Below are 18,457 nucleotides of genomic sequence, written 5' to 3'. Positions count from 1 at the left end.
AAGCAGCCGTGCCAACCTTCCATTTCAGACAACACCGTCAGGCCGGGTCGGAGTACTCTCGTAAGGGGTGTTGAACCATTGTGAATGGTCGTCAGGCCACCGACAGGGGAACGATCTTGAAGACTCCGAACGTTCAACTCGCCGGCTGGTTGCGACGAACCGGCTGGTCTCTCGGCGAACTCGCCCGGCGCGTCAGGGCGAAGGCAGCCGAAGGCGGGCACCCGCACATCAAGTCGGACCCGTCCAGCGTCAAGCGCTGGCTCGACGGCCAGTCCCCGCGCTGGCCGGTGCCGGACATCCTGTCGGACGTGTTCTCGGCACACTTCGGCTACCGGGTCACCGCCTACGACCTCGGGCTTGAGACGTCATCCGTTGCGGACCGGGCCCTTGTCTACAACCAGTCCTACCCCGCTACGGTGGAGGCTGTTGCAGACCTTGGGAGGGCCGACGTGGATCGACGGAAGTTCCTGACCGGATCGACATTCGCTGTTGCCGCAGCAGTCGGGCCGTCTCGTGACTGGCTGCTCCAGACCTTTGACCAGGCCCCGAAGCCCGGCCGGCGGGTCCAGCTGGAAGACGTGACCGCCGTCAAGAACATGTTCGGCGCGTTCCAGCAGATGGACATCTTCCAGGGCGGCGGATCGGGCCGTCTGGCCCTCGCCGCGTACATGAACGAGCACGTGTTCCCGCTGCTACGGCAGACCCACACCGAAGATGTCCGCCGCGCGCTGTGCGAGGCAGCCGCGGAGCAGACCTACCTGCTCGGATGGATGGCGTACGACAACGGCGAGCACGGACCGGCACAGCGCTACCTGATCCAGTCCCTCCGCCTCGCCGTGGAGTCCGGGAACGCGGCGCTCGGGGCCCACGTGCTCGCAGGCATGGCCGACCAGGCGACGCTACTCGGCCACCCCGACGAGGGACGCAGGCTTGCCCAGGCCGGGCGGGCAGGGCTGTCCAGGAGCCCGGAGTCCCATGCCTGCCTGGCCGACCTCTGGGCACTCGAAGGCCGCGCGCTGGCCAGGCTGCGCGAGAAGCGCGCAGCCGCTCAGGCGGTCGCAGCGTCGGAGCAGGCGTACGGCAACGTCCAGCTCGACAACGAAGCCGAGTGGGCCCGGTTCATCGATCCCGCCTACCTGAACGGCGAGCACGCCCAGACGTTCCAGGACATCGGCGACGCCGCCGAGTCCGAACGGTACGCCCGCCTGTCCATCGACCACGCCCGAGCCCAGAAGCGCGCCAGGCGCGGCGCCATGTCGCAAGCGGCTCTTGCTGTTTCCCACCTCCAGCGCCGGGACCTGGAGGCAGCCCACGCGGCCGGCCTGCGGACGCTCACGCTCACGGGTCAGGTCAAGTCGTCCCGTGCCGTCGAGGCGGTTCAGAACCTTCAGCGTCAGATGGTGCCGTTCGGCCGCCACGCCCTTGTGGCCGACTTCAACGACCGGGCGCGCGAACTGCTCGCAGCCTGATCACTGGCTGCACCTGTCGGGCCCTTCCCGTGCGGGGAGGGCCCGACCCATGTGCGGAGGCAGGTGCGCTGAAAGTCCGTGTTACATCTACGAATGTGTTGCGACTACGGCAACTCGGCCCCGGGCAACGCCAAGGACCAGTCCGGCTTCGGCCTGCAGGTCATCAGGCAGGACAACCCGGGCCCGGGCAACGTGGGCGGGCTGAAGGGCACCTACAACCGGGTGTCGGTGAAGCTGCCGGGCTGGCAGTCGCTGGCGCCGGGGGCCTCAGTCGACATGGACTTCGTCTACTACCTGCCGGTGAGCACGCCGTCGAACTGGACGGTCAACGTGGGCGGCACGCTGTACGGGATCAAGGGCGACCTGACCCGCGGCGCGGTGGACGGCGGCACGACGCCGCCCACGACGCCGCCGACCACTCCGCCCACGACCCCGCCGGCCGGTTGCGCGGGTGCGCCGAGCTGGGACGCGGGCACCACCTACGCGACCCCCACCAAGGTCGCGTGGAAGGGCCACTACTACCAGAACAAGTGGTGGACCAAGGGCGACGACCCCACGGCCGGCGGCGCGTGGGGAGTCTGGAACGACCTCGGGGCCTGCTGACGTGACGGCGGCCCGCTGAGGTGGGAGACGCGGTGACGGTGCACCCGGTCGGGGGGGTGTGCCGCCACCGCTCCGTCGCCGGTCGGCAGGGCTCAGGCGTCGATCTTGAGGTCGCGCAGCAGCTTGGCGACGTGGCCGGTGGCCTTGACGTTGTACAGCGCCTGCTCGACCTTGCCCTGCTCGTCGACGATCACCGTGGAGCGGATCACGCCGACGTAGGTGCGGCCGTAGTTCAGCTTCTCGCCGTAGGCGCCGTACGCCTCCAGGACCTTGTTGTCCGGGTCGGACAGCAGGGTGACCTTGAGGTTCTCGGTCTCGCGGAACTTCCCGAGCTTCTCCGGCTGGTCGGGCGAGATGCCGATGACGTCGTACCCGGCGCCCGCGAACACCTCCAGGTTGTCGGTGAAGTCGCAGGCCTGCTTGGTGCATCCCGGCGTGAGCGCCTTGGGGTAGAAGTAGACGATGACCTTGCGGCCCGCGTGGTCGGCGAGGGAGACCTGGTTGCCGTCGGCGTCGGACAGGCTGAAGGCGGGTGCGGTGTCGCCGGGCTGGAGACGCTCAGTCATGGGTGGACTCTCCTGGTGCGTGCTGCTGTGACGGGCGGTCGTACCACGGCAAACTTACCTCCGATGGTGGGTGGGGCCGCGCGGCCCTGCACGGCAGCTGACACACTGGGTCAGTCGCACGGATGGCAACGGATCGCACAGATCGACATCGGCAAGTGAATGGGGTGGCCCGAGTGGGCGAGGCGAGCACGCAGGACAAGTCGGCGCGGACGACCGCCCAGATCGAGGCGGACATCGAGAGCGCGCGTGGCCGGCTGGCGGCGACCCTGGACGAGCTGGCCGTCCGCGTTCACCCGAGCACGATCTCCGCCCAGGTCAAGGCCAGGGCGGCGGCCGCCGTCGAGGAGAAGGCCGGCCGGGCGTACGTGGCCGCCAGCGGCATGGTGGACAAGGTCAAGGCGCAGTTCGTGGACGAGAAGGGGCAGCCGCGCAAGGAGCGGATCGTCCCGGCCGCGCTGGTCGGCGTGGGCCTGGTGCTGCTGGTCGCCTCCTCCCGCAAGCGCCGCAAGGACTGATCCGCACGACGGGTGGGGCCGGGCGCGGTGCGCGCCCGGCCTTCCGCATGCCGGGCCCGCGTCACGTTCCGCGCCCGGGGGCGGTACCTTCGGGACCGTGAGTACGAACGACGAGACCCACTCCGACCACCCGCACGATCTCACCCGCCACGACCGGCTGGGCGAGAAACTGCCGATCCGCATGCTGCACGACCGCGTCCTGGTGCGCATCGAGGGCGCCGAGGGCGAGCGCCGCTCGACCGGCGGCATCCTCATCCCGGCGACCGCGGAGCTGAGCAAGAGGTGCACCTGGGCCGAGGCGGTCGCGGTGGGCCAGAGCGTGCGCTCGGTGGAGCCCGGCGACCGGGTGCTGTACGACCCGGAGGACAAGCTGGAGGTCGAGGTGCGCGGCGCCACCTACGTGCTGCTGCGGGAGCGCGACCTGCACGCGGTGGCCGCGACCCGGTTCGGGGACACGGAGGGCTCGACCGGGCTGTACCTCTGAGCGCTTCCTGGGTGGGGGTGGTCAGGCCAGTAGGGTGCCGCCGTCCACGGTGACGATCGTGCCGGTGGCGTAGCGCTGTTCCATCAGGTAGGCGTAGGCCTGGGCGGCGTCCTCGGGGTCGCCGATCCGGCCGAGGGGGAGGCCGGCGGCGGCCTGGGTGTAGAGCTGTTCGCGGTCGGTGTCGGGCAGGCCGGACCAGAGCGGGGTGCGGAGCATGCCGGCTCGGACGGCGTTGACCCGGATCGGCGCGAGTTCCACGGCGAGGGCCCGGACCAGGGACTCGGTCGCTCCGCAGATGCTCGCGGCGACGCTCCAGCCCGGTCCGGGGCGCAGGCCGGCGGTGCCGGAGGTGAGGGTGACGGAGCCGCCGGGGCGGAGCCGGGGTGCGGCGGCTCGGACGGCGTCGAGGGCGCCGAAGTAGCGCAGGGTGAAGAACCGGCGGGCGGCGTCGAGGTCCAGCTCGTCCAGTGGCATGAGGGCGAGTGGTTCGCCGGCGGTGAAGACCAGGTGGTCGATGGGGCCGACGCGGTCGAAGAGGGCGGCGACCTGGTCGCTGTCGGTGAGGTCGGCGACTTCGGCGGTGGCGCCGGCGGGCAGGGTGGCGAGGGCGCGTTCGGCGTTGTCGGCCCGGCTGGAGGCGACGACGACCCGGGCGCCGCGTCGGGCGGCGAGGTCGGCGGTGGCGAGTCCGATGCCGGAGGTGCCGCCGAGGACGATGACGCGCTGGTCGGTGAGGGGCATGGTGGTGCCTTTCGGGCTGCGGGCTGCGGGCTGCGGGCTGCGGGCTGCGGAGCGCGGTTCGTGTGCGGTTCGGGGAGGTGTCTCGATCCTGGGTCGCGCGGGCGGGTGCCGTCCAAGACTTGTTCCGTCCGCTGTCATACCCTCGGGGTATCAGTCGAGGTGGGGAGCCGGAGGAGGCGGGCGATGGACGTCGATCTGCGGAAGCTGCGGTACTTCGTGGCGGTGGCGCGGCAGCTGCATTTCGGGCGGGCGGCCGCCGAGTTGCACATCGCGCAGCCGGTGCTGTCGCGGCAGATCCGGGCGTTGGAGGCGGAGTTCGGTGCGCAGCTGTTCCGGCGTGACCGGCGGTCCACCGAACTGACGTGTGCCGGGCGTCAGTTGATGGAGGACGCGCCGCAGCTGCTGGCGGCGGCGGAGGCGCTGCGGCGCCGGGTGGGGCGGTCGGCGGACGACCGGGCGCGGTTCGTGGTGGGGTTCATGCCGGGGATCACGGTGACCGCCGTGGCGCGGGCGATGTGCGGGCGGCACCAGGGCCTGGCGGTGGAGGTGGTCCGGACGTCCTGGCGGGACCAGGCCCAGGTGGTGCTGGACGGCCGGGTGGACGTGTCGTTCGTGCGGTTGCCGGTCGACCAGCGGGGTCTGGCGTTGCGCCCGTTGTTCGCCGAGCCGCGGGTGGTGGCGTTGCCGGCGGGGCACCGCCTGGCGGGTGAACCGTCCGTGACGATGGCCGAGTTGGGCGGGGAGCGGCTGCTGCAGGATCCGGACGCGGTGCCCGAGTGGCGGGACCTGCCGGTGCCGGCCGGGCGGCGGCCGGAGCGGGCGCGGCCGAGCGCGGACACCGTCGAGGAGAAGCTGGAGTACGTGGCGGCGCACGAGGGCATGGTGGTGCTGCCGCTGTCGGTGGCCGCCTTCTACACCCGTTCGGACGTGGTGCACGTCCGGATCTCCGACATCGCGCCGAACCGGGTCTGTCTGGCGTGGGCGGCCGGGCGGACCTCGCCGCTGCTCGCGGAGTTCGCGGAGCTCGCGGCCGAACTGGCCGCGGAGGGCGCGGAGGCCGCCGGGGCCGCCGAGGGCGCCGAGCGCGCCGAGGGTGCGGGCGTCGGGCCGGAGTTGTCGGTGGCGGGCGCTATGGTCCGGGCATGACGAGGGGTGTGCCGGTGATCGGTGACGGGGAGCGGCGGGCCCGGTTGGGCCGGCGGCAGTTGTTGGCGCCGTCGGCGCGGGCGGCGTGCGTGGAGGACGTGGCCGACGCGGTGGTCGGGCTGCACGCGACGGACGCGGCCACGGTGTACCTGTCGGCGTGCGCGCGGTTGGCGGAGCCCTCGGCGGCGGAGGTGGACCGGGCGCTGTACGGGGACGTGTCGCTGGTGAAGCTGCTGTCGATGCGGCGGACGATCTTCGCGGTGACGGAGGGCTTCGCCCCGTACGTGAGTGCGGCGGCGGCCCGGGCGATCGCGGCCAAGGAGCGGGCGACGCTGCTGAAGCACCTGCGGGACCACGCCGAAGGGTGGAGCGAGGCCCGGCTGGCCGTGACCGAGCGCGAGGTGTTGGCCGCGCTGGCGCTGCGCGGCGAGGCGACGACCGGTGAACTCGCGGACGATGTGCCGCAGTTGCGCGAGACGATGCTGATGTCGGCGGGCAAGCCGTACGAGGCGCGGCAGAGCGTGGGCAGTCGGCTGCTACGGCTGCTGGCCTCGGACGGGCACGTGCGCCGCTGCCGTCCGCGCGGCTCGTGGCTGAGCAGCAGCTACCCGTGGGCGCTGGTGCCGCAGTGGCCGGAGGTGCCGGTGCGGGAGGCGAAGGCGGAGGTGGTGCGGCGCTGGCTGGCCGCGTACGGGCCGGCGACGGTCGAGGACGTGAAGTGGTGGACGGGTTGGACGTTGGGGGACGTCCGCAAGGCGCTGGGGGACGTGGGCGCGCAGGCGGTGGAGCTGGCGGGGGGTGTGGCCGGGCTGGTGCTGCCGGGGGACGACGAGCCGGTGGCGGAGCCCGAGCCGTGGGCGGCGCTGCTGCCCGCGCTGGACCCGGCGGTGATGGGCTGGCGGGGGCGGGACTGGTACCTGCGGCCGGAGGACGTGCCGGCGCTGTTCGACCGGGCGGGCAACGCCGGGCCGACGGTGTGGTGGTGCGGCGAGGTGGTGGGCGGCTGGGCGCAGCGGGCCGACGGCGAGGTGGTGTGGCGGCTGTTCCGGGACGTCGGGGCGGCGGCGGGTGCGGCCGTGGGGGCGGAGGCGGAGCGGCTGGCGGGCTGGCTGGGGGAGGTGCGGGTGACGCCGCGGTTCCGGACGCCGCTGGAGCGGGAGTTGGTGGCCGTGCGGTAGTCCCCGGCGCGAGCGGTGTCCCCGGCCACGTGAGCTGCCGCCCGCCGCGTGGCCGAAGCCGGCCCCTACGGTGTGGGCGTCGCCGCCGGGCGGGTGGCGGGGCCGCCGGTGGGGGTGGCGATGGGCGGGTCGGTGGGTTTGGGGGGCCGGGTCTGGGTGGGCCGGGCGGTGGGGCTGGGCTGGTCCTGGCTGGATGTGGGCTGGGGGGCTTGCGGGCTGGGCGCGGTCGGGCCGGGGGCGGGTTCGCGGGTGGCGGGGGGTGCGCTGGGTTCGTGGGTGGGGGCTTCGCTGGTGGTGGCGGGCGGTTCGGTGGGCCGGCTGCCGGTGGTGGGGGTGGTGCCGGCGGTGGGGGTCGTCGTGCCGGTGGGGGTGGGCCAGGTGGTGGTGCCGGGGTCGGGGTGGCCGGTTTCCAGGTCGAACGGCCGGGTGGGGGTGCCGTCGAGGGCGGCGGTCATGTAGGCGGTCCAGATCTTGGTGGGGAAGGTGCCCCCGTTGATCCGGGTGAGTCCGGCGGTGCCGGCCAGCGGCTCCTTGGCATGGGTCTTCGGGTGTTCCCGGAACAGGCCGACGGTGGTGGCGAGTTCGGGGGTGTAGCCGGCGAACCAGGCGGAGAGGTTGGAGTCGGTGGTGCCGGTCTTGCCGGCGGCGGGGCGGCCGAGGTCGAGGGCGGCGGCGCCGGTGCCGCGGGGGCTGACGACGTCGCGCAGCACGTCGGTGACGGAGTCGGCGATGCTGCGGTCCACGGCGTCGGTGGGGTTGTGGCCGGGCATCGCGGGGACGTCGATGGCGCCGCCGGGGTTGACGCGTTCGAGTTTGCTGACGGACCACGGGGTGTGGGCCTGGCCGTGGTCGGCGAGGGTGGCGTAGGCGCCGGCGAGGTCGAGGGCGCTGGGGGTGGCGGTGCCCAGGGTCATCGAGGTGTTGGCCGGGTCCATGCCGCGGACGCTGTCGGGGATGCCGAGTTTGACGGCGGTCTCCCGGACGCGGTCGAGTCCGGCGTCCACGCCTTCCTGGGCGTAGACGGAGTTGACGGACTTCACCATGGCGTAGCGCAGGGTGATGTCGCCGTAGTCGGTGCCGTCCTCGTTGGGCGGCGCGTACGGGGTGGGGCCGCCGGTGACGGGGCGTTCGCTGGTGCCGTCGTAGCGGGACTCGGTGGTGATCGGGCGGCCGTCGAGGGTGTGCCGGGCGATCAGGCCGGCCGTGAGGTCGACCGGTTTGAAGGTGGAGCCGATCTGGTTGTCCTGGCGCAGCGCGTCGTTGTAGGGCTGCTTGGCGTAGTCGGGGCCGCCGTAGACGGCGACGACGCGGCCGGTGGCGGGTTCGACGGAGGCGCCGGCGACCCGGACGTCGGTGTCGGTGGTGGGGCGGGCCCGGGGGTCGAGGTCGCCGGTGAGTTCGTCCTGGACCGCCTTGACGAAGGCGTCCTGCCTGGGCTTGTCGAAGGTGGTGGTGATCCGCCAGCCGCCGGCCTTGAGGGTGGCGGCGTCGATGGTGCCGGAGGAGATCAGGTAGTCGTCGGCGACGCCGACCAGGTAGCCGGCCTGGCCGGAGAGGCCGGTGGCGGGCTGGGGGTCGATCGGGTCGGGGAAGGTCGCGGCGGTGCGGTCGGCGGTGGTGAGGAAGCCGAGTTGGACCATGCCGTCGAGGGTGTAGTTCCAGCGGGCGACGGCCTTCTCGCGGTTGGCGGGGGTGGCCGTCTTGACGTCGTAGAGGCTGGGGGCCTGGAGCAGTGAGGCGAGGTAGGCGCCCTGGGTGAGGGTGAGCGCGGAGGCGTCGACGCCGTAGTAGGCGTGGGCGGCGCTCTGGATGCCGTAGGCGCCGCGGCCGAAGTAGCTGCTGTTGAGGTATCCGGCGAGGATGTCCTTCTTGTCGCGCTGCTGGTCGACCTTGAGGGCGATGAGGAGTTCGCGGCCCTTCCGCTCGATGGTCCGGTCCTGGGTCAGGTAGTAGTTCTTGACGTACTGCTGGGTGATGGTGGAGCCGCCCTGCATGCCCTTGCCGAGCAGGGTGTTCCAGCCGGCCCGGAGCATGCCCTTCAGGTCGATGCCGCGGTTCTGGTAGAAGCTGCGGTCCTCGGCGGAGACGACGGCCTGCTGGGTCTGCAGCGGGATCTGGTCGATGGTGACGTCGGTGCGGTTGACGGCGCCGGTGCGGGCGATCTCGGTGGTGCCGTCGGCGTAGAGGTAGATGTTGTTCTGGGCGACGGCGTGGGCGTTGGGGTCGGGCACCGGGACGATGACGTAGAGCACGGCGAAGCCGCCGACGGCGAGCAGGAGCAGGGCGGTGAGGGTGCCGAGGGTGACCCGCCAGGTGGGCAGGAGCCGGCGCCAGAGCGGGAGGGCGCGGCGGGCATCGCGGCGGGCGGCCCGTTTGGCCTGGCGTCGGGTGCTCAAGGTCATGGCGCGATTATGTGCTATTTGACGTCGGATCAGGGGCGGGCGGCGGGCTGACGTGCGCGGTCGTGTGCTTCTTGGCGACCGTGCGGGTGCGTCCCGGGCGGCCGCGTGCGCGCGTCCCCGGCGGCCCCGTGCGTGCGTCCCGGGCGGGTGCCGGAAAACCGGGTGCAGGGCGGGAGGGGCGGCGGTACGGTGCAAGGTGCGATCTACATAGCGCACCCACTTCGGCAGCTCCGCCCGCCTGGCCCGGCACCCCCGGGTACGGCCGGTCGGAGCCGCTGGGGCGTGCGCGGACTCCTGGTGCGGGCAGCCCTCTGCCCGTATTTGTCGATAAGGAGACAATATGCTGAATGCTGCTCCGGCCGAGACGAGGCCTCCCGATCCCCCGGCGGCCCCGGCCGCCTCCCTCCGGCTGTACGCGGCCGTCGCCCGTGGCGCCTTCCGCCGCTACTCCACCTACCGCGCCGCCACCCTGGCCGGCGCCTTCACCAACACCGTCTTCGGCGTCATCCTCGCCTCCTCCTTCCTCGCCCTCTGGCAGGCCCGCCCCCACCTCGGCGGCTACGACCAGAGCCAGGCCGTCACCTACATCTGGGTCAGCCAGGGCCTGCTGGTCACCGTCGCCGTGTGGGGCGGCGGCTTCCAGGACGACGTCCAGGACCGCTTCCGCAGCGGGGACATCGCCGTCGACCTCTACCGACCGGTCGACTTCCAGGGCTGGTGGCTGGCCACCGACCTCGGCCGGGCCGCCTTCCACCTGCTGGCCCGCGGCACCGTGCCGATGCTGGTGGGCGCGCTGGTGTTCCGCACCCGGCTGCCCCACCATCCGCTGACCTGGGTGTTCTTCCTGCTCTCGGTGCTGCTCGCGGTGGTGGTCAGCTTCGGGCTGCGCTTCCTGGTCTCGATCACCGGCTTCTGGCTGCACGACTCGGAGGGCGTGCGCTCGGTGATGCTGGTCGTCTCGATGTTCTTCTCCGGGATGCTGCTGCCGATCGCACTGTTCCCCGGCCTGCTCGGGGACCTCGGCCGGGTACTGCCCTGGGCGGCGCTGATCAAGGTGCCGACGGACGTCTTCCTGGAGCGCGCGAGCGGCGGCGCGCTGCCCGGGGCGCTCGGCTTCCAACTCGGCTGGGCGGCCGCCCTGCTGGCCGCCGGCCGGGGCGCGCAGTGGCTGGCGACCCGCCGGGTGGTGGTGCAGGGTGGCTGAGCAGCTCCTGGGGCCCCGCCGTGAGCCCCTCGCCGCGCGCACGGCCTGGGCGGTGCGCTCCTGGTGGCTCTGCGCCCGGATGTGGATGCGCTCGATGATGGCCTACCGGGCCTCCTTCGCGCTGAACCTGCTGGCGAGCCTGGTCACCCACTCCCTCGACTTCGTGGTGCTGGTGATCATGTTCCGGCACACCGACCGGCTCGGCGGCTGGAACCTGCCGGAGATCGCCTTCCTGTACGCCACCGCGACCTTCTCCCTCGGCGTCGCCAACCTGCTGGTCGGCTCCGCCGACGGCCTCGGCGCGCGGATCGTCAGCGGCTCGCTGGACACCATGCTGATCCGGCCCGCGCCCGCGCTCTCCCAACTGTGCGCCGAACGCTTCACGCTGCGCCGGCTCGGCCGCCCGCTCCAGGCCGCGGCGGTGCTCGCCTGGTCGCTGCCCGCCCTGGACGTGCACTGGACCTGGGACCGGATGCTGCTGGTGCCCGTCCTGCTGGTGTGCGGCAGCGTCATCTTCGGCGCGATCTACGTCGGCGGCGCCACCGTCCAGTTCTGGTGGGGCGAGTCCAAGGAGATCCAGAACTCCTTCACCTACGGCGGCGCGACCCTGCTGCACTACCCGCCGACCATCTTCGCCAAGGAACTGGTGGCCGGGGTGGTCTTCGGCGTCCCGCTGGCCTTCGTCAACTGGCTGCCCGCCCTGCACATCCTCGACCGGCCCGACCCGCTCGGCCTGCCCACCGCCTTCCAGTACGCATCCCCGGTCGCCGCCGCCCTCTGCGTGGCCGCCGCCGGGTTCGCCTGGCGGGCCGGACTGCGCGCCTACCGCGGCACCGGCAGCTGAACCCGCCGGCGCCCCCGAGGCCCCAGAGGCTCCCGAGGAAGCTGCTGATGAACCCGCTGATGAACCCCCCCCGATCCGCGTGAGGAACACCCATGGCTCTGATCGAACTCCAGGACGTCCGACGCAACTTCACCGTACGGGCCCGCACCGGCCGGTTCAGCCGGACCAAGCGCGAAGTGCGGGCGGTGGACGGCCTCAGCTTCACCATCGAGGCCGGTGAGTGCGTCGGCTACATCGGGCCCAACGGCGCCGGCAAGTCCACCACCATCAAGATGCTCACCGGCATCCTCGTCCCCAGCTCCGGACGGCTGCGGGTGGCCGGGGTCGACCCGGCCCGCGAACGCGTCGCGCTGGCCCGCCGGATCGGCGTCGTCTTCGGCCAGCGCACCACCCTCTGGTGGGACCTCCCGCTGCGCGACTCCTTCGAACTCGCCCGCCGGATCTACCGGATCCCCGACGCCCGGTACCGCGAGAACCTCGACCGCTGCGTCGAACTGCTCGACCTGGCAAGCCTGCTGGACACGCCGGTCCGCCAGCTCTCGCTCGGCCAGCGGATGCGCGGCGACCTCGCGGCAGCCCTGCTGCACGACCCGCAGGTGCTCTACCTGGACGAGCCGACCATCGGCCTGGACGTGATCAGCAAGGGGAAGGTCCGCGAGTTCCTGCGCGAGGTCAACCGGGACCGGGGCACCACCGTGCTGCTCACCACGCACGACCTGACCGACATCGAGCAGCTCTGCGGCCGGGTGATGGTGATCGACCACGGCCGGGTGGTGTACGACGGCGGGCTGGACGGCCTGCACACCACCGGACGCAGCGAGCGGACCCTGGTGGTGGACCTCGCCGAGACCGGCCCCCCGATCGAGGTCGCCGGTGCCCGGGTGGTCAAGGTGGAGGGCCCGCGCCAGTGGCTGTCCTTCCCGGCGCAGCAGAGCGCCGCGCCGATCGTGGCGGCGGTCGCGGAGCGCTACCCCCTGGTGGACCTGTCGGTCCGCGAGCCGGCCATCGAGGACGTGATCGCCCGGATGTACGCGGAGGTCGCGATCGGTTGAGCGGCCGGCCGCCTGGTGAGGTCGGGCGCCCTGCGTACGTGCGCGCGTGCGGCGGGGCGGCCGGCCGCCTGGTGAGGTCGGGCGCCCTGCGTACGTGCGCGCGTGCGGCGGCCGGAGGCGTGTTCTGGCCGCCGTCCCCGGTGCGGGTGATGGTCGTGACTCCGGGCTCTCACACCGAGTTGACCCTGCGTCACTCGCCCAGATCAGGACCGGAGGCCCGCCGCCCGATGACCGTCCCCGACGTGACCGTGGTGGTCGCGGTCTACAACACCATGCCGTACCTCACCGCCTGCCTGGACTCGCTGGTCGGGCAGTCCCTGGCACCGGGGCGGCTGGAGGTGGTGGCCGTGGACGACGGCTCCACGGACGGCGGCGGGGAACTGCTGGACGCGTACGCGGCCCGCCACCCCGGGCTGTTCCGGGTGGTGCACCAGCCCAACTCGGGCGGCCCGGCGGCCCCGACCAACCGCGGCCTGGCGCTGGCCCGCGGCCGCTACGTGCTGTTCCTCGGCGCGGACGACTGGCTCGGCCCGGAGGCGCTGGAGCGGCTGGTCGCGGCCGCCGACGCCTGGGGGTCGGACGTGGTCGTGCCCAAGCAGGTCGGGGTGAACGGGCGGCTGGTGCCGCAGGGGATCTTCCACGCCGACGCCGAGTCCGTCGGCTTCGCCGACTCCGCGCTGGCCTGGGCGCTCGCCGACACCAAGCTGTTCCGCCTCGACCTCATCCGGCGCCACGGGCTACGCCGCAACGAGGAGTTGAAGGTCTTCTCGGACCAGCCGTTCACCCTGGAGGCCTGCCTGCGGGCGGCCCGGGTGTCCGTCCTCGCCGACTACGACTGCTACTTCCTGGTGCTGCGCGAGGACCTGGGCAACGTCACCGAGCGCGCCGGGGTGCTGGACCGGCTGCGCGGGATCGCCGCGCTCCAGCAGGTGGCCGCCGAACTAGCAGAGCGCGGCGAGGAGTTGGACGCCATCCGGGTGCGCAGCTTCGCCTGGGACGTGCCGCGCCTGCTGCAGGGCGGCTTCCTGCTGCTGGACGACGTCCTGCAGGAGCGGGTGTGCGTCGAAGTCGGCGGCCTGGTCGAGCGGTTCGGCGCCCGCGAGGTGTACCACCGGCTGCCGGTGGCCGCACGGGTGCGCCTCGAACTCGCCGCAGCCGTACGGCCGGAGGCGCTGCGCGACCAGATCCGGTACGAGGCCGCGCACGGCGAGCCGCCGCCGTTCGCGGACGGCCGGCGCTGCTACGCGGCCTACCCGGCGTTCCGGGACGGCCGGCTCGGACTGCCGGACGAGCTGTTCCTGCTGCGCGATGAGCCGGCCGTCGAGAAGGCCCGGCCGCTGAACGTCGCCCAGCAGCTGTGGCGCGGCGTCGTCCCGGCGCAGGTGCGGCGCGGGCTGCGGCGCCACCCGGCGTGGCGCCGGCTCGCCAACTCGGTGAACGGAGGGCAGGGATGAGCGGAGGACCGGAGGGGTGGGGGCCGGGGACGGGCCTGGACGTCTGCGTGGTCGGACTGGGCAAGCTGGGCCTGCCGCTGGCGGTGCAGTTCGCGCTGAAGGGCCACCGGGTGACCGGCGCGGACATCGCCCCCAGGGTGGTGGACAGCGTCAACCGGGGCGTGCCGCCGTTCCCCCGGGAGGAGGGGCTGGACGAGGCGCTCAAGCGGGTCGTCGCCGAAGGCCGGCTGCGGGCCACCACCGACACCACCGCCGCCGTGGCCGCCTGCGAGGCCGTCGTGCTGGTCGTCCCGCTGGTCACCGCCGCCGACGGCACCCCGGACTTCGCCCTGCTCGACGCGGCCACCGGCGCCGTCGCGGCCGGGCTGCGCCGGGGCGCCCTGGTCAGCTACGAGACCACCCTGCCGGTCGGCACCACCCGGGAGCGGTGGGCGCCCCGGTTGGCGGCCGGGTCCGGGCTGGTCGCCGGGGCGGACTTCGCGCTGGTGTTCAGCCCGGAGCGGGTCCGCACCGGGCGGGTCTTCGCCGACCTGCGGCGCTACCCCAAGCTGGTCGGCGGCGTCGACGAGGCCTCCACCCGGCGCGGCGCCGAGTTCTACCGGGCGGTGCTGGACTTCGACCCGCGCCCGGACCTGCCCCGGCCCAACGGCGTGTGGGAGCTGGCCTCGGTGGAGACAGCGGAGTTCAGCAAGCTCGCCGAGACCACCTACCGGGACGTCAACATCGCGCTGGCCAACCAGTTCGCCCGGTACTCGGACCGGGTGGGGGTGGACTTCGCGGAGGTCGCCGACGCCTGCAACTCGCAGCCGTACAGCCACCTGCACCGGCCCGGCATCGCGGTCGGCGGGCACTGCATCCCGGTCTACCCGCGGCTGTACCTGTGGAACGACCCGCAGGCGACGGTGGTCCGGGCGGCGCGCGAGGCCAACCTGGAGGTGCCGGGCTACGCGGTGGGCGTGCTGGCGGGCGCGGTGCCGGGCGGGATCGCCGGGCAGGGCGTGCTGGTGCTCGGTGCGGCGTACCGGGGCGGGGTCAAGGAGACGGCGTACTCCGGGGTGTTCCCGCTGGTGGCGGCGCTGGAGGCGGCGGGCGCGCGACCGTACGTCGCCGACCCGCTGTACCGGCGCGAGGAGTTGACGGCGCTCGGGCTGCCCCCGTACGGCGGGGAGCCGGTGGTGGCGGCGGTGCTGCAGGCGGACCACCCGGAGTACCGGGAGCTGGCGCCGGCGGACCTGCCGGGGGTGCGGGTGCTGCTGGACGGGCGGCGGTGCACGGACCCGGAGCGGTGGACGGGCGAGGGGGTGCGGCGGATCGTCCTCGGCGGGGCGCGCTCGGCGTAGGCGTAGTCGGAGGAGGCGTGGTCGGCGGCGCGTTCTTGGCGTAGGCGCGCCCGGCGTAGGCGCGCTCGGCAGGGCGTGAGGGAGCGTCCGGGGGAGCGGGCGGCGGACCCCGGGGCCGGTGATCGTGGGGCGCGCCCCCGCCCGCGCCGGTCAGCGGGCAGACTGGCGGGGTGACTGACGATGCGATCAGCGGGACCGGCCCCGGAGTCCGGTTCACCGCGGCCGACGAGCAGAAGAGACGCGGCGTCCGCCGGATGAAGACCATCGCGACCGGCCTGCTGGCCTTCGCGACCCTGGTCTTCGCCCTGTCCACCTGGGCCGACGCGGCCGGAGCCGGCGCCTGGGCCGGGTACGTGGCGGCCGCCGCCGAGGCGGGCATGGTCGGCGCGCTGGCCGACTGGTTCGCGGTGACCGCGCTGTTCCGCCGCCCCTTCGGCCTGCCGATCCCGCACACCGCGATCATCCCGACCAAGAAGGACGCCTTCGGCCGCTCGCTCGGCGACTTCGTCGGCGAGAACTTCCTCTCCGGCCACGTGGTGCGCGGCCGCCTCGGGGCGCTCGGCATCGGCCGGCGGCTGGGGGAGTGGCTGGCCGCGCCGGGCAGCGCCGAGCGGGTCACCAAGGAGGCCTCGGCGGCGCTGCGCGGCCTGCTCGCGGTGCTGCGCGACGACGACGTGCGGGCGGTGGTCGCCGAGGCGGTGACGAGGCGGGCCGCCGCCACCTCGGTGGCCGAGCCGATGGGCCGGATGCTCGGCAAGGTGGTCGCGGACGGAGGGCACCGCGGCGTGGTGGACCTGGTGGCCGTCCGGGCGCACGGCTGGCTGACCGCCAACCACGGGGACGTGGTGCAGAAGGTCACCCAGAAGACGCCGGGCTGGACGCCCAGGTTCATCGACCACCAGGTCGGCGAGCGGGTCTACAAGGAACTGCTGCGCTTCGTCACCGACATCCGGGACGACCCGGACCACCCGGCCCGCGGCGCGATCGACAACTTCCTCGCCGACTTCGCGACCGAGCTGCAGACCGACCCGGAGACCATCGCCCGGGTCGAGCGGGCCAAGGGCGAGCTGCTGTCCCGCCCCGAGGTGCAGGACCTGATCAACTCCACCTGGGCGGCCGTGCGCACCCTGGTGATGGGCGCGGCCGAGGACGAGGACAGTGAACTGCGCCGGCGCATCCGCGAGGGCGTGCGCCGCTTCGGCGAGCGCCTGGCGACCGACGCCAAACTGCAGGCCAAGGTGGACGGCTGGCTGCAGGACGCCGCCCAGTACCTCGTCGACACCTACCGCGCCGAGATCACCTCGCTGATCTCCGAGACGGTGGCGGGCTGGGACGCCGACGAGGCCTCCCGCAAGATCGAGGCCAACGTCGGCCGGGACCTGCAGTTCATCCGGATCAACGGCACCGTGGTCGGCGCCCTGGCCGGGCTGCTGATCCACACCGTGGCGGTGGCCTTCAGCGGGTGAACACCCGGCCGAGCCCGACGACGGGGGCCTATCCTGGGCCGATATTCGCGGTACGCGCGTAGAAGGCACGGAGTAAGGAAGCAGGGAACCACCGTGGTCCAGCCGGACGGAAGTCGGATCGGAAACCCCACCGGGAGCAACACCGGCATCGAGGCGTTCATCGCCGGGATGCCCAAGGCGGAACTGCACGTCCACCACGTCGGATCGGCCTCGCCCCGCGTCGTCGCCGAGCTCGCCGCCCGCCACGCCGGGCGGTCCAAGGTGCCGGCCGACCCGGCGGCGCTCGCCGAGTACTTCACCTTCACCGACTTCGCGCACTTCATCGAGGTCTACCTGAGCGTCGTGGACCTGGTCCGGGACGCCGAGGACGTCCGGGCGCTCACCTACGGCGTGGCCGAGGACATGGCGCGCCAGAACATCCGGTACGCCGAGCTGACCATCACCCCGTACTCCTCGGTCCGGCGCGGCATCCCCGAGGTCGCCTTCATGGAGGCGATCGAGGACGCCCGACTGCGCGCCGAGAAGGAACTCGGCGTCGTGCTGCGCTGGTGCTTCGACATCCCCGGCGAGGCCGGCCTGGAGTCGGCCGAGGTGACCGCCCGGCTGGCCACCGAACTCGCCCCCGAGGGCCTGGTCAGCTTCGGCCTGGGTGGCCCGGAGATCGGCGTGCCGCGCCCGCAGTTCAAGCCGTACTTCGACCGGGCCCGGGCGGCCGGCCTGCGCAGCGTCCCGCACGCGGGCGAGACCACCGGTCCGGAGACGGTCTGGGACGCGATCCGGCTGCTCGGCGCCGAACGCATCGGGCACGGCACCCAGGCGGTCAAGGACCCGGCGCTGCTCGACCACCTGGGCGAGCACCGGATCGCGCTGGAGGTCTGCCCGACCTCCAACATCGCCACCCGGGCCGTGGAGCGGATCGAGGACCACCCGATCAAGCAGATGGTGGACGCGGGGCTGCTGGTGACGGTCAACAGCGACGACCCGCCGATGTTCGGCACCGACCTCAACACCGAGTACGCCGTCGCGGCGCGGCTGCTGGACCTGGACGAGGCCGGGGTGGCGGCGCTGGCCCGCAACGCGGTCGAGGCCTCCTTCCTGGACCAGGCGGGCAAGGCGCGGCTGACCGGCGAGCTCGACGCCTACCTGGCGGGCTGGCAGCGCTGACGCTTCGCCTGCCGGCGCCTTCGCTGTCGGTGTTCTCCTGTGTGAACCGCCCCGTCGACCTCTTGAGTTCCAGTGGTCGGCGGGGCGGTTCTGCTATGTGGTGCCACGACCTCTCTCAACGTGGCGCCAAAGTGGTGCCAATAATGCCTCGACATGGCGCCATCGTCGTGCCATGCTTTGGGCCATGGACCTCACGCCGTACGTCGACAACCTCCGGAACGAGCTCGCGGTGGCCGCTGCCGCCGGCGGGGAGGAGGCCCGCGCGCTGGCCGACCGGCTGACGCTGCCGCTGGAGTCCGCCGTGCGGCTCACCCTGCTCAACGCGCTCTCGGCCGCGATGGGCGAGGTCACCCGCGACCTCGCGCCGGGCTCGGTGGACGTGCGGCTGCGCGGACTCGACCCGGAGTTCGTGGTCACGGCGCCGCCCGGCTCCGACGTCTTCCACGGTGATGTGCCGACCGTGGTGCCATCGGTGCCATCAGTGGCTCCAGCGCCATCGGTGGCTCCGGTGGTGTCGGAGTCGGACGAGAGTGGCACCGCCCGGATCAACCTGCGCCTGCCGGCCAACCTCAAGGCCCGGGCGGAGGAGGCCGCCGGGCAGGAGGGCCTGTCCCTCAACGCGTGGCTGGTCCGGGCCGTCGCCGGCGCGCTGGACGGCGGCCTGCCGCCCGTCCGCCCGGCCGTCGACTCCGGCGCCCGCGCCCCGCGCACCGTCGGCGGCCAGGGCTTCACCGGCTGGGTCCACTGACGCCTCTGCACCATCCGCACCTCACACCCCACACGGCCTTCGCACCTTCGACGTCACCCCGCTCCGACCAGCGGGAACACC

Annotated in this window: 17 protein-coding genes; 14 read left to right on the top strand and 3 right to left on the bottom strand. The window is 73.2% G+C overall.

What is annotated here, in order from left to right; genetic code table 11:
- Positions 1 to 116 precede the first annotated feature (116 nt).
- Together AC0B61_RS16775 and AC0B61_RS16770 are read left to right on the top strand one after the other, a co-directional pair.
- Complete coding sequence (locus AC0B61_RS16775; RefSeq protein ID WP_471741416.1) at positions 117 to 1,469, top strand: transcriptional regulator; 1,353 nt, start codon at positions 117 to 119, stop codon at positions 1,467 to 1,469.
- Between the two features lie 93 nt (positions 1,470 to 1,562).
- Positions 1,563 to 2,072 carry a chitinase C-terminal domain-containing protein gene (locus tag AC0B61_RS16770; RefSeq protein ID WP_471741415.1) on the top strand — a complete coding sequence of 170 codons (510 nt, stop codon included), beginning with the start codon at positions 1,563 to 1,565 and terminating at the stop codon, positions 2,070 to 2,072.
- A 92-nt stretch (positions 2,073 to 2,164) separates the two neighbouring features.
- Here AC0B61_RS16770 and bcp read toward each other — a convergent pair whose 3' ends face one another.
- Complete coding sequence (gene bcp / locus AC0B61_RS16765; protein ID WP_471741414.1) at positions 2,165 to 2,638, bottom strand: thioredoxin-dependent thiol peroxidase; 474 nt, start codon at positions 2,636 to 2,638, stop codon at positions 2,165 to 2,167.
- Between the two features lie 173 nt (positions 2,639 to 2,811).
- On the opposite strand from bcp, the gene AC0B61_RS16760 reads away from it, so the two are divergent.
- Together AC0B61_RS16760 and AC0B61_RS16755 are read left to right on the top strand one after the other, a co-directional pair.
- A complete protein-coding gene (locus AC0B61_RS16760) occupies positions 2,812 to 3,153 on the top strand; it encodes a DUF3618 domain-containing protein (RefSeq protein ID WP_471741413.1) in 342 nt (113 codons plus the stop codon).
- Between the two features lie 181 nt (positions 3,154 to 3,334).
- Positions 3,335 to 3,637: a GroES family chaperonin gene (locus AC0B61_RS16755; protein ID WP_097240225.1), complete on the top strand. Its 303-nt coding sequence runs from the start codon at positions 3,335 to 3,337 to the stop codon at positions 3,635 to 3,637.
- Between the two features lie 21 nt (positions 3,638 to 3,658).
- On the opposite strand, the gene AC0B61_RS16750 is transcribed toward AC0B61_RS16755, so the two are convergent.
- Positions 3,659 to 4,378 carry an SDR family oxidoreductase gene (locus AC0B61_RS16750; protein WP_471741412.1) on the bottom strand — a complete coding sequence of 240 codons (720 nt, stop codon included), beginning with the start codon at positions 4,376 to 4,378 and terminating at the stop codon, positions 3,659 to 3,661.
- A 183-nt stretch (positions 4,379 to 4,561) separates the two neighbouring features.
- Between AC0B61_RS16750 and AC0B61_RS16745 the strand changes: the two genes are divergently transcribed.
- Together AC0B61_RS16745 and AC0B61_RS16740 are read left to right on the top strand one after the other, a co-directional pair.
- The gene (locus tag AC0B61_RS16745) at positions 4,562 to 5,524 is read left to right on the top strand and encodes a LysR family transcriptional regulator (RefSeq protein WP_471741411.1); all 963 of its coding nucleotides are present in this window, start codon (positions 4,562 to 4,564) and stop codon (positions 5,522 to 5,524) included.
- Complete coding sequence (locus tag AC0B61_RS16740) at positions 5,521 to 6,702, top strand: winged helix DNA-binding domain-containing protein (protein ID WP_471741410.1); 1,182 nt, start codon at positions 5,521 to 5,523, stop codon at positions 6,700 to 6,702. The genes AC0B61_RS16745 and AC0B61_RS16740 overlap by 4 nt, the downstream gene beginning before the upstream one ends.
- A 65-nt stretch (positions 6,703 to 6,767) precedes the next feature.
- Here AC0B61_RS16740 and AC0B61_RS16735 read toward each other — a convergent pair whose 3' ends face one another.
- Complete coding sequence (locus AC0B61_RS16735) at positions 6,768 to 9,104, bottom strand: transglycosylase domain-containing protein (RefSeq protein ID WP_471741409.1); 2,337 nt, start codon at positions 9,102 to 9,104, stop codon at positions 6,768 to 6,770.
- Positions 9,105 to 9,444: 340 nt separating this feature from the next.
- Between AC0B61_RS16735 and AC0B61_RS16730 the strand changes: the two genes are divergently transcribed.
- The 8 genes from AC0B61_RS16730 to AC0B61_RS16695 all read left to right on the top strand — a co-directional run bounded on the left by AC0B61_RS16730 (position 9,445) and on the right by AC0B61_RS16695 (position 18,376).
- On the top strand, positions 9,445 to 10,308 hold the full coding sequence (locus AC0B61_RS16730) for an ABC transporter permease (protein ID WP_471741408.1): 864 nt from the start codon (positions 9,445 to 9,447) through the stop codon (positions 10,306 to 10,308).
- A complete protein-coding gene (locus AC0B61_RS16725; RefSeq protein WP_471741407.1) occupies positions 10,301 to 11,152 on the top strand; it encodes an ABC transporter permease in 852 nt (283 codons plus the stop codon). The genes AC0B61_RS16730 and AC0B61_RS16725 overlap by 8 nt, the downstream gene beginning before the upstream one ends.
- 92 nt (positions 11,153 to 11,244) lie before the next feature.
- Complete coding sequence (locus AC0B61_RS16720; protein ID WP_471741406.1) at positions 11,245 to 12,204, top strand: ABC transporter ATP-binding protein; 960 nt, start codon at positions 11,245 to 11,247, stop codon at positions 12,202 to 12,204.
- Positions 12,205 to 12,431: 227 nt separating this feature from the next.
- The gene (locus AC0B61_RS16715; protein WP_471741405.1) at positions 12,432 to 13,658 is read left to right on the top strand and encodes a glycosyltransferase family 2 protein; all 1,227 of its coding nucleotides are present in this window, start codon (positions 12,432 to 12,434) and stop codon (positions 13,656 to 13,658) included.
- Between the two features lie 35 nt (positions 13,659 to 13,693).
- Positions 13,694 to 14,998: a nucleotide sugar dehydrogenase gene (locus AC0B61_RS16710; RefSeq protein WP_471741523.1), complete on the top strand. Its 1,305-nt coding sequence runs from the start codon at positions 13,694 to 13,696 to the stop codon at positions 14,996 to 14,998.
- A gap of 170 nt (positions 14,999 to 15,168) precedes the next feature.
- Complete coding sequence (locus AC0B61_RS16705; protein WP_471741404.1) at positions 15,169 to 16,464, top strand: DUF445 domain-containing protein; 1,296 nt, start codon at positions 15,169 to 15,171, stop codon at positions 16,462 to 16,464.
- A gap of 93 nt (positions 16,465 to 16,557) precedes the next feature.
- Positions 16,558 to 17,628 (top strand): adenosine deaminase, encoded by a 1,071-nt coding sequence (locus tag AC0B61_RS16700; protein ID WP_471741403.1) that lies wholly within the window; start codon positions 16,558 to 16,560, stop codon positions 17,626 to 17,628.
- A gap of 184 nt (positions 17,629 to 17,812) precedes the next feature.
- Positions 17,813 to 18,376, top strand: coding sequence for a toxin-antitoxin system HicB family antitoxin (locus AC0B61_RS16695; RefSeq protein WP_471741402.1), 564 nt, complete (start codon positions 17,813 to 17,815; stop codon positions 18,374 to 18,376).
- Positions 18,377 to 18,457: the final 81 nt, after the last annotated feature.

It is taken from the genome of Kitasatospora sp. NPDC023385 (assembly GCF_055664045.1).
Note: the sequence above shows the minus strand (reverse complement) of the source record. Positions and strands in the feature narration are given on the sequence as shown.